Source organism: Natronomonas aquatica (genome assembly GCF_024449025.1).
Classification (GTDB): domain Archaea; phylum Halobacteriota; class Halobacteria; order Halobacteriales; family Haloarculaceae; genus Natronomonas; species Natronomonas aquatica.
In genome coordinates this window covers 52,646-63,691 of sequence record NZ_JAHLKM010000016.1, presented here as the reverse complement: position 1 = coordinate 63,691, position 11,046 = coordinate 52,646, and the positions used below count along the sequence as shown (strand labels likewise).

Sequence of the window (11,046 nt, the reverse complement as noted above, 5' to 3'; positions counted from 1 at the left end):
GTCGGCATCACGCTGACCCAGAACCCCCACGGGCCGCCGATCCAGGCCAGCATCTACTATGTGACGACCGGGCTCCATGGGCTGCACGTCATCATCGGGCTCGTCGTGGCGGCCTTCCTGATCGTTCGGGCCTACCAGGGGTATTATCTGGACGATCACCGGCCCGTCGAGTACTTCGGGCTCTACTGGCACTTCGTCGATATCGTCTGGGTCTTCCTTTTCCCACTCTTCTATCTGTTCTGATCGCTCTCACCCGCGATTCCTCCGACTCGAAAGCGGACCCGCACCGATCCGGCGGCCGAGCCACGGGGTAGTCCCGCCGTCGAACCGTTCGCGCTGTTTTCCACCCGAACGTTAATGTGGCTGAGCGTTCGGTCTAGAGAATATGGAACACGCCAAAGGACCGCTCCTGACGATCGACGTCGGAACCCGAACCGTCCGCGAAACCGATATCGACGACGAACTCGAATCGTTCGTCGGCGGGCGCGGTGTCGCGACGAAACTCGCCCACGACCGGATCCCGTTCGATGCCGATCCGTTCGGCCCCGAGAACCGTGCGTACATCTCGACCGGACCGCTCCAGCAGTCCCAGATGTCGTTTACCGGCCGGATGAACATGACCGGGCTCTCGCCGCTGACGGACGGGGTCCTCTCGACGAACGCCGGCGGCTATCTCTCCCGGAACTTCGCCGGGACGGGGTATCCAGTCGTCGAGATCGTCGGCGAGAGCGACGAACTGCTCGCGATTCACGTCACCGACGATGGCGTGGAGTTCGAGGAAGTCCCCGAACTGGCCGAGGCCCAGGTCCCACGGGTGACCGAAGTCATGAACGAGCGACACGGCCTGGAGTCGGAAAACCTGATCACCATCGGACCCGCCGGCGAGAACCTCGTTCGGTTCGCCTGCGTCATGACCTACGATTCTCGGGCCTTCGGGCGGGGTGGCCTCGGCGCCGTCCTGGGATCGAAGAACGTCAAGACGATGTCCTTCGAGGGCGACTCCACGCCGTCGGTGGAGCTGCCGGAGGACGTACAGTCCGAGATCCACGCCGAAGCCGCGACGACCGACGACATGATGAAGCGACAGGGGACGACCGCGGGGACGCAGTTCATCCACGACAACTTCTCGCTGCCGACCCGGTACTTTTCGGAGATGGAGTTCGAATCGGTCGAGGGGATCAACGGCGACGCGGTCGAGTCGAAAAAGTACAAGAAAGAGGCCTGTTCGGTCTGTGCGTTCGCCTGCAAGCTTCCGACGAAAGACGAGGCGCGCGATCTGGAGACGGAGGGGCCGGAGTTCGAAACCGTGTTCTCGTTCGGCAGCAACCAGGGCATCGGCGACGTCGTCGACGTGATGCAATCGAACGAGCTCTGTGACCTGCTGGGGATGGACACGATCAGCGCCGGTGACACCGTCGCCGCCTACCTCGCCGCCGAAGACGAGTTCGGGAACGCCGAACTCGTCCACGAGATACTGCCGAAAATCGCCCACCGTGAGGGGATCGGCGACACCCTCGCCGAGGGCGTCGAACGTGCACACGAAGAGCTCGGCGTCGGCAACTGGAGCGTCAAGGGCCTCGAGTTTGCGGCCCACGACGGACGAGCGATCCACGGACAGGGGCTCTCGTACGCCGTCGCCAACCGTGGCGCCGACCACATGTACGGAAACATGCTCGGCCCGGAGTACGACGGTCAGATCGATCCCGAGGGGCTGTTCGAGGAGAAAGTCGAGATGCTGATCCACCGCGAAAACAAGATGGCGATCCGCGACAGCGGGATCGTCTGTGCGTTCGGGATCGACGATTACATCAGCGAAGAGCAACTCGCCGCGCTCCTCGGCACCGACTGGGAACGGCTGGACGGGATAGGGAGCCGCGTTATCGAACTCGAACGCCACTTCAACAACGAACGCGGGATGGACCGCGAGGACGACCGGCTACCCTACGAGCTGCCCGACTTCGAGACGGCACTGGATGAGTACTACGCCAGCCGAGGCTGGAATGACGACGGGACTGTCCCGGAGCAAAGCGCCGCCGAATCCGCGGCCGCCGGCGACGACTGAACGGCTCGGATCCGACCGGTAGCGGACGCCGGTCCCGGCCGACTACCCGCCCTGTATCGACGTCGTGATCCGCACCGTATCGCCGTCCGACAGCTCCGTCGCTTCGCCCTCCAGATGGCGGATATGGCGTTTGTTCACGGTGAACACGAGGCTGTCGCGGATCTCGCCGCTGTCGGTCAATAGCCGCTCTTCGAGGCCTTCGTACTCGGCGGTCAGGTCCGTAATCAGTTCCGCCACCGTGGTGCCCGGCTCGATCGTCAACGCCGTCGCTTTCGTTCCGGTGGCCTCCTGGATCGGTCCGAAGAACACACACTCGATCTCCATACGTGGTCTAGAGACGTGATCGGTATCAATCTATCCGAGTCCGATCGGGGCGTTCCCAAACGGTTACTAGCCGGCGCACGAACCGGACGGCATGGAGATCGTGGTTCGATGCTACGGGAACGTCCGGGAGGCCGTCACCGCCGACCGGACGGAGCTGACAGTCGAAACGGGCGCGACGGTCGCGGACGTCCTGGATCGGCTCGCCGGGGAATATACCGACCTCGAGGGACTGATCGACGACGAAGATACGCTCGTCGTCATGCGGGACGGGCGTCACTTGGATCCGTCGACGCAACTCGCCGACGGCGACCAGTTGAACGTCTCTACGTCGCCGATGCGGGACTGATCAGCAACGATCAGGACACGGGAGACGTTTCGCCCATGGCATTCCACGCAGAGACGGACAGCCCCACCGACGCCGCCGACGTGACTGATCGGGTGGCCGTGACGCTCCCGGCGGTCGACGAGGCCGAACCCCGGTTGCTCGAAGAAATCGAGGGGTTCGTCGCGACGCTTTCCTCCCTCGAAAACTGGAAGCACGATACACTGGGTGACATCCTCACCCGCTGTGAACGGGGGCCTCCCACAGGCGAAGGCCCGCTACACGAGGGGGTTTCGGGGCTGTCCACCGAGAGGGTCGTTTCTCTGGGATCACGACTCACCTCCCGGTGTCCCGTGGCGAGTCAGCATTGAGTATCTCGAGACGATCACAGCCGACGGACTTTGTTGAAACTCAGCTCTGAGTTGAAACGGAGAAGATCGGATAGAGCCATGCCCGACACCCACGCCCACTCGAGGAGTTTTTGTCGTAACATCGCAGAGCCCGATCCCCCAGATGGGGTTATGGCTGTTCGAAGAGGCTCTCTAGCGAGTCGGTTCCGACTCCGAGAACGGCGGCGATCCGGGTCTTCTGGAGATTTAATGGACTGAAGTAACAATCCAACTCTTTAAGTGTGGCTTCGCTGCCACGGAAGCCGTATGTCCGGCGAGCGAGCCGTCCCTCGGGACATCGGGTCGTCGCTATTAGCGGGATATCGTCGTCTTTGAGATCGAACAGCGGATCGACGATCGAGGGTGGAATATGACCGGCGCCCGTCGCAGCGAAACACAGCGCCGCAGCGTCTCCTGCCGCGCGGATCTGTGCCGGGTTCATATCCGCTGTGACGGTTACAGCGTGGACAGCGTTGGTGAGTTGCGCCGCATCGGGGTCAAGCGTCGGGGAGGACTCTTCGCGTCGGCGGAGCCACGTTACACGGGTCTCATCGATGACGCCGAGTGGGCCACTCTCCGGCGATCGGAACGTGTCCACGTTCGTCGAGTGGACCTTGGTTACGTCACGGGCTGGGTGTACCCGCTCGTTGAACGCAACCAGAACGCCCCTCCCACGGGCATCCGCATCAACCGCAGCTCTGGCACTGGTAAGGAGGTTAACCGGGCCGTCCGGGCTTTGTAGCGAGGGATTTCGCATCGCGCCGGTAAAGACCACGGGGGTTTCACCGCCGTACGTGAGATCGAGGAAGTATGCGGTTTCCTCCAGAATATCGGTTCCATGCGTAACGATAACCCCCTCGACGTCCGGATCCGCATCCAGTTTCCTGACCGTTTGGGATAGCTCCCACATCCGATCGATCGAAAAGTGGGGGCTCGGAATATTCGAGAAATCACGAGTGCGGACGTCCGCGATGTCCTCGAGTTCCGGAATATCGGCAACGAGGTTGTCACCGCTAAGTTCCGGCTCTACTCCGGAGCCGCTGTCACCCGTCGATGCGATCGTGCCACCCGTCGAGACAACCTCGAGTACCATGGAAGGGATGATCTCGCTGGAACCAAATAGGTTCTCCACCACCCGATTCCGGCCTCGACGACGAGAGAGCAACCCGAAGAGTCGACAACACCCGTGATCATGGCCGGCAAGCTTTTGGAACGTGAAACCGTGAGACTGCAACGATTTGCTACACGCGAGCGTAGAGGGAAGGGCCTGATCGACCGATTGCCCGGCGGGACACTGTGAGAAAAAGAGCCGAAGCCCTCGACGCCTCTCTTTCAGCGCTGACAGCCGAGTGAAGCCGAGACGCGGCGATGGTACCCCCAGAAAGTGGGGACGGGAGACGTGTACATACCCTGTCTCTCGGTTCCAGGTGGGGAGATGTCAGCCTCTGTCGGGATTGGGCATTCGGTACGCGAGCAGGATCACGATTAGCAAGAGCACCGCGAGGGCGACATACCCTTCGTCGAAAAACCCGCGATCCGCTACGATACCGAATAGAACCGGCCCTGTCGATCCGACCACTGCTGCTATTGTTCGCACAGCACCGAGGCCGGTTCCCTGGATCTCTGCTGGGAACTGCTCTGCGACGAACGATTGCGTGACCGCTCCGTTTCCGAGCATGGTGCTGATCGCTAGTGTCACGATAACGATCAGTTCGAGCCGCTCGACGATCGGAAGCAAAAGGAGTCCGGCGACCGGTCCGAGAAGGACGCTGATCAGCGCCCATCGCATCCCGATCCGATCGTACGCCATCCCGGCGACCGGTTTGACGATTGCCCCCGCGGCAAAGAACGCCCCGAACAGGAGACTCGCCATCGTTGTCGAGATACCCTTCTCGACGACCAGATACGTCGGGAAGAACGATGTGAACGCCTGCCAGAAGAAGAAAAACAAAACGAGGATGAAACTCACAAATACCATGATCGGACGGCGCATCTCCTCGATGACGTAGCGGGCCGTGTTGAGAGACGACGTCTCGTTTGAACTGGCTGTTTGAACTGATCTCGGAACGACGATCCAGGTGCCAATACCACCGATAACGAGGAGTGGGACAATAAAGCCGATTCCGGCTTGCCAGACGAATACTGCTGCGAGGGTTCCTGCGATCGGCGGCACGAGCGTTTGGCCGAGGTCTCCTGTTGCCATGGTGAGCCCGAGGGCGCTGCCGAGCCGATCCGGATACGTCTCGGAGAGAATGGTGATGCGAGCGATCGGATAGAGTGACGTGGCGAACCCCCAGAGCGTAACGGTGAGAAATAGACTGGCTGTGTTTGGGGCCAGCACAACAACGATGAGAGCGAGTGCGACTAACCCGACGCTGAGTGTGAGGATCGAGCCTTCTTGATAGCGATCTGCGAGGATACCGCCTGGCAATTGTCCGATCGCACCTCCAAGCCACAGCAACGTCACCAAGAGGCCGACGATAGAAAGGCTCAGATCGAACTCGGTCTGTATGTAGGGAAGTAAGACGGGCAACGCCATGCGCGAGCCTAACAGGAGTGCCCACGGAAAGGCAACCACGACCAGGATCTTCCCCCGCCCCTTTCGTCGGAGCGCTGTAACTTCCTTTCGTCCCGATTCGAACAAACTCGTCAGCGTGATACTGAAGCGTCATCACACCTGCTTAATTAATGTTTCTACAGATTAACAGGCAGAGTGCCTCGGGGCTTGATCCCGAGGGTAAATGCCGTCACTATATTCCACAAATTCAAGTATTTCTAGCGTTAACATGCCGACAACGACCAGAAACAAACCTCTCAAAGTATGGAAATGAAGACCTCATTTCCTTCGCTGGTCGTTCGACAGTTTGGAAATGTGGCCCCTCTCAAAACCCGCTACGGCGGTGCGACGGGGGTTTCAACGGGCGGCGTGAAGCCACCGACTCCCACGGACACTTCGGCGTGTTCGGGTGTGAATTCCAGCCGACTCCTCACGGAGAAGGTCGGGAGGAATTAAATTTCGCCTGCGGGTGCGGTGCGGCCCCAAGACGGTGAAGCCTCGGGGCTTGCCCCAGAGGTACTTCACATCCCGGCTTCCTACCTGTATCCAGAAGTGACACTCCTCTGAAAGAAAGCCGTATGAATATGTTCCGTCCGATGGTCGTGGATCGACCCGGACAGCGTCTGTTCGATAGCTCTATTCGGAACCGAATTATTCAGCCTGTTCCGATGGTTCGTTGGGTCGATGACGGATTGCGATGACTGCTATCGCGACAGCGCGAGCAAGTGGGGTAGTTCACGACCGGGGCGGCCGTGCCCTCGCTCGGGAGGTGGGCCTGCCAGGTCGTCTCGCCGGTCTCGGAGTCGAGTTCGTGGAGATCGCCTGCGGCAACGTATTGATTTCCAACGACAGCGAACTCCGTATCAAATCTCGTTTTTAGTCTACGGATCCGTTATGTCGGATCGGGCTCTTGGCTACGATAGTGAGGTCAGACAATAGGAATGACCCGATCCTCGCAGTTCGGAAGAATCGCCGTCTTTGTGGTCGTTGGAACCCTGTGTCTGTCAGGTACGATCGGTGTCGTGAGCGCACAGGATCAGCGAACCGGTGGCTCGATCACGATCGGTCCCGGTGAGACGCATGCGGGTGATCTCGAGGTAACAGCCGGTGATGTGCTCGTGGCGGGCACAGTTGACGGTGATCTAACCGCGACTGGCGGGTCGGTGACCATCTCGGGCGACGTGACCGGTGACGTGACAGCGACAGGAGGGTCCGTGATAATCGAAGGGACTGTCGAGGGTGACCTGACGGCAACCGGCGGTGAGGTCCATGTTCGGGAAGCCGCGAACATCGGTGGGCCCGTCGAGGCGACCGGCGAAACCGTCACCGTTGACGGCACGACCGATAGCGACACGCGGCTCGATGGCGAATCCGTTACGGTCGGCCCGACGGCAACGATCGACGGTGACTTGACCTACAGCGCCGACGAGACGACGATCTCGGACGACGCCGACATTACAGGTGCGGTAACGGAAACCGAACGGGATGAGGGGATGGCGCCGTTTTCGAACGTGTCGCTGCCGGATATCCCCGATGCAGCCCTGACGCCGCTCGTCAGCTTGTACCTGTTTCTGGCGAATTTCTTGTTCGGGGCGATTCTACTGGTGGCCGCGCCCCGGTTTAGCGATCGGGTCTCCGCGCAAGGTATCGATCGACCGATCGTCAGTGGCGGCGTTGGCGTGGCGACGCTGATCGGAATGCCGTTCGTTCTCGGCGCGTTGTTTCTGTCGGTCGTCGGGATTCCCCTCGCGTTTTTCGCTAGTTATAGTTTCATTTTCTTCCTGTGGATCGGGCTGGTCTACGGGGCGTTCGTGATCGGAACGTGGGGACTGTCCGTATTCGATTACGACCATCGATGGGGTGGGCTCGCGGCTGGATTGGCGGTCGTCAGTCTCGCCAACATACTCCCGTATATGGGGTTTTTGTTGGTCGGGATCGCGCTGTTCGGGGTCGGCGCATTTGTCCGGGCACTCTACGAGTGGCGATTCGCGAACGGGGATAATGGCGAGCAAAGAGAGTCGGCCCCATATCCGGCGGTACAGGAGGCGAAAGCATAGACAGGTGGTGTCGATAGAAACGCACTGGGGGCTGATCTCAGGGCTCTTGAGGGGACGAATAACTCGCTCAGCGTCTCTGCTTACGGCACCGTCGGAACGTATTGCATCGAGTATTCAGGCCCGTCGGAGATGTCTTGGCCCGTGTTTATTCCTTCGAGGACAGGGAGTGGGGAGGGTCGATACAAGCCCTAAGGATCACGTATCCCCAGTCCCCGTGTGGTATGAGGTCGCGTCTCACACATATCTTGTGGTAAGTCACTCCACGGCGACAGAGTGCTGTCACTCGTATTCAGATAATTCAGTTTTTCTGTGATTGTATTCCCAGCCTCGATCGGATAACCTCGCGACGAACTATTCTTTTTTCAGATCGGTAATCCCAAAACCAAGCAGTGATAAGCTACCTCACAGCTGAACCCGTGGGTTCCCTCGCTGTTATCGCTATGACGAAGCCCCGTGACGGTTAAATCCAGTTTTGACCCATCCACGGGTTGATACTACTACCCGAGGAAACCACAGCCATGGCCCTCCAACTGACGAAGGCGGTTTCGGACGGCATCGAACGGACACTGACACTGACTGGCGCGGTTGCGTTCGTGTTGTTGTTCGCCCTGCAATTTCTCTCGCTGGCCTCCATCAACACGGCCATCGCCGCACGATTCCCGCCCGAAGCGACCGAAACGCTCGGTGTGATGCTTCCGGTCTCGGGGACCGTCGCAGGCGTTCTCTCCGTCGGCACGCTGCTTTTCACGGTCGTCTATCTGGTGATCGTCGCTCGAGCATTCGTCCGACCGCAGTCGGAGCTCTCGTCGTTCCCCCCGTTGTTGTACACGCGTCGTATGGCCCGGGCGACGCTGTCGATGCTCGTCGGTAGCATCTTCGTCGCGCTCGCCGTCATGATCGGGTCGGTCTTTTTTATTCTCCCGGGGATCTTCCTTGCGGCGTGTTTCATGTTTTTCATCTTCGCCGTCGGTGTCGAAGACCGTGGCGTACTCGGTGGTTTAAAACGGAGCTGGGGATTCTCTCGGGGCCACCGGCTCAAGCTCGGCGTGTTCGTGTTCTCGCTGGGAGTGTTCGGGATGCTCGTCAGCATCCCGTCCGCAATCCTCCAGGCCGGCGGCGAACCACTGCTCGGAGATCTCATCACGGTTGTCGCCAATAGTATCGGCTTCGTCTTCGTCTACGGGATCATGGCTGCGATGTACGTTCAACTCCAAGACGGGAGCAAACCGCCGCATAACTCACAACCAACCCGAGACGTTTCGACGACCAGTTTGTAGGAGACGGGAGCAACAGATGCCCTTTGCTCTCTTGCTTGTGTTGTTTCTCACTGGCGTGACCGTCCAGATCGTGACGTGATATTTATATCAGCCCCAGCAATTCCAGAATCGCATTTACGATCGTATCGGAATCAAGACGCCGAAAGCGACGTAAGCGTTACCGACACAATCCCTCGACAGGTTAGCTCGAATCTGATTTGTAGCTACCGCCCGCTTCATACTCTACTGTAGCGAACGAAGGGTAGAGCCCTCCCGATCGGCTCTGTGAAACCATGAATATCGACCGATTCAAGACTCAACACACGCCTACCGGGACCGAAGAACCGTTCGAACTGGAGAACAGCTACACGCTCGATGTCGCCGTCGACGGATCGGTGCTGGCGAAGGCTGGCGCGATGATCGCATACACCGGAGAACTCTCCTTTACCGGCCAAGCCACCCCCGAGGGTGGTATCACCGGCTTTCTCAAGGAGGCGGCCACCGGTGAAGGGACGCCGATAATGAACGTCGAAGGTAATGGCCACGTGTATCTGGCCGATCAGGAAAAGAAAGTTCAGGTCCTCTCGCTCGACGATGGCGACGCTCTCACGGTTAACGGCGAGGACGTCCTCGCCTTCGAATCACAGGTCGCCTATGAGATCAACAGTATCGACAGCCTCGCCGGTGCCTTTGCGGGTGGCTTCACGAACGTCTACCTCGAAGGCCCCGGATACGTCGCACTTACAACCCACGGGGATCCGATCGTCATCGAACCCCCGGTGACGACCGATCCGAGCGCCACTGTCGCGTGGAACGGAACTACCCCGAGCGTCGAGGTCAACAAGAACCTCTCGGATATGATCGGCCAGGAGTCCGGTGAACGCTTCCAGATGAACTTCGAGGGATCGGACGGCTTCGTCGCCGTCCAGCCGTACGAAGAACTGTGATAGCCTCCCTACGCTAAGACACGGAGATCTCTCCTCGAAGTTCCCTAACGGAGAGCCCATCCCGCTGCCGACCGCGAGAGGTGCCCGGTAGTTCAGCAGTAGCAGGGCGGGGGTAACGAGGAACTCCCGCGCGTGTCGACGAATTCGAGGGCGTCCTCGCCGAAGCTACCGTCGGAGACGACACCAAGAAGACGAGCATTATCCCGACGGACACGTTCTGGAGCCGGGATATCCTCCGCGAGGAGCGTTCGAAGGGCCTCGAGTTCAGGTCGGTCGGCAATCCAGACATGCCCGTTCCGAACGCCGTTGCCGCCCTCCCCGGGATGGACTGCGTGACGACGAAGATGACGCGAAGGAAGATCGAAGACAACGACACGGCCTCCATCGAGGACCTGCTGGAGACGAGCCTCGAGATGGGCGTTGAGCTCCGGGGCTGTCGGATGACTATCCACCTGATGGACTACGACGGAGACTACTTCTACGACGGCGTCACTACCGGCGTCGGCGCTGCGACAGCCCTCCAAGACATGGCCGACGCAGATGCCAGGCTTCCCGTTTGATTACTCGATCCCGCCCGGATCGACAGGACGGACATTCAGCTATTGTATCTGCCGACCAGATCGCGAAGCGACTGCTCGGTTTGTGCCCCTCGGAGCTGTTTCACCGGCTGTCCGTTCACGAACAGGACGAACGTCGGCGTACTCTGGGCACCGAACTCGATCGCAGTTTCGAGATGCGATTCGATATCGACCGTCAGTACTGTCGCGTCGGTCTCGGCGGCGATCGTTTCGAGGTGCGGCTTCATCCGCTGGCAGGCGCCACACCACTCCGCGTGAAACTCTACAAGAGCGGGGCCATCGACCCCAACGACCGACTCGAGATCGTCGTCGCCGAGCGAAACTACGCTACCCGCATCGGTCGTCCGAGTTGTCATTAACACCGACTACGGACGGAGTAGTTAATAGACTTGTGCTTAGTATACAATATAAATAGTTACTGGAGGGGCCAAGGAGTATCCCCGTAACGGATCGGCAGAAATCGACACGACCGAGAGAGACCCGCCGTGTCAAATGGGAAGGTGATCGGTATCGGCTCGGATTCGTCCGGGACCGGCGGCGATCCCCGTCCCGTT

General features: G+C 59.8%; 11 protein-coding genes and 1 pseudogene. 8 read left to right on the top strand and 4 right to left on the bottom strand.

The window, feature by feature from the left end:
- Together KM295_RS11640 and KM295_RS11635 are read left to right on the top strand one after the other, a co-directional pair.
- Window positions 1–243: cytochrome c oxidase subunit 3 (locus KM295_RS11640; protein ID WP_256030126.1), on the top strand; the 243-nt coding region annotated here is incomplete at its 5' end.
- A gap of 142 nt (window positions 244–385) precedes the next feature.
- Window positions 386–2,062: an aldehyde ferredoxin oxidoreductase family protein gene (locus KM295_RS11635; protein ID WP_256030125.1), complete on the top strand. Its 1,677-nt coding sequence runs from the start codon at window positions 386–388 to the stop codon at window positions 2,060–2,062.
- Between the two features lie 42 nt (window positions 2,063–2,104).
- On the opposite strand, the gene KM295_RS11630 is transcribed toward KM295_RS11635, so the two are convergent.
- Complete coding sequence (locus KM295_RS11630) at window positions 2,105–2,386, bottom strand: MoaD family protein (protein WP_256030124.1); 282 nt, start codon at window positions 2,384–2,386, stop codon at window positions 2,105–2,107.
- Window positions 2,387–2,477: 91 nt separating this feature from the next.
- Between KM295_RS11630 and KM295_RS11625 the strand changes: the two genes are divergently transcribed.
- On the top strand, window positions 2,478–2,732 hold the full coding sequence (locus KM295_RS11625) for a MoaD/ThiS family protein (RefSeq protein WP_256030123.1): 255 nt from the start codon (window positions 2,478–2,480) through the stop codon (window positions 2,730–2,732).
- A 35-nt stretch (window positions 2,733–2,767) separates the two neighbouring features.
- Window positions 2,768–3,079, top strand: a complete 312-nt coding sequence (locus KM295_RS11620; protein WP_256030122.1) for a hypothetical protein — start codon at window positions 2,768–2,770, stop codon at window positions 3,077–3,079.
- 148 nt (window positions 3,080–3,227) lie between these two features.
- On the opposite strand, the gene KM295_RS11615 is transcribed toward KM295_RS11620, so the two are convergent.
- Window positions 3,228–4,190 (bottom strand): asparaginase, encoded by a 963-nt coding sequence (locus KM295_RS11615; RefSeq protein WP_256030121.1) that lies wholly within the window; start codon window positions 4,188–4,190, stop codon window positions 3,228–3,230.
- A 345-nt stretch (window positions 4,191–4,535) separates the two neighbouring features.
- Window positions 4,536–5,636, bottom strand: a complete 1,101-nt coding sequence (locus KM295_RS11610) for an MFS transporter (protein ID WP_256030120.1) — start codon at window positions 5,634–5,636, stop codon at window positions 4,536–4,538.
- Between the two features lie 1,040 nt (window positions 5,637–6,676).
- Between KM295_RS11610 and KM295_RS11605 the strand changes: the two genes are divergently transcribed.
- The 4 genes and pseudogenes from KM295_RS11605 to KM295_RS11590 all read left to right on the top strand — a co-directional run.
- Window positions 6,677–7,711, top strand: coding sequence for a bactofilin family protein (locus KM295_RS11605; protein ID WP_256030119.1), 1,035 nt, complete (start codon window positions 6,677–6,679; stop codon window positions 7,709–7,711).
- 518 nt (window positions 7,712–8,229) lie between these two features.
- A complete protein-coding gene (locus tag KM295_RS11600) occupies window positions 8,230–8,988 on the top strand; it encodes a DUF7847 domain-containing protein (protein WP_256030118.1) in 759 nt (252 codons plus the stop codon).
- Window positions 8,989–9,260: 272 nt separating this feature from the next.
- A complete protein-coding gene (locus tag KM295_RS11595) occupies window positions 9,261–9,914 on the top strand; it encodes an AIM24 family protein (protein WP_256030117.1) in 654 nt (217 codons plus the stop codon).
- 128 nt (window positions 9,915–10,042) lie between these two features.
- Window positions 10,043–10,474, top strand: a pseudogene (locus KM295_RS11590) (DsrE/DsrF/DrsH-like family protein); the annotation flags it as partial.
- A gap of 35 nt (window positions 10,475–10,509) precedes the next feature.
- Here KM295_RS11590 and KM295_RS11585 read toward each other — a convergent pair.
- On the bottom strand, window positions 10,510–10,848 hold the full coding sequence (locus KM295_RS11585; RefSeq protein ID WP_256030116.1) for a thioredoxin family protein: 339 nt from the start codon (window positions 10,846–10,848) through the stop codon (window positions 10,510–10,512).
- Window positions 10,849–11,046: the final 198 nt, after the last annotated feature.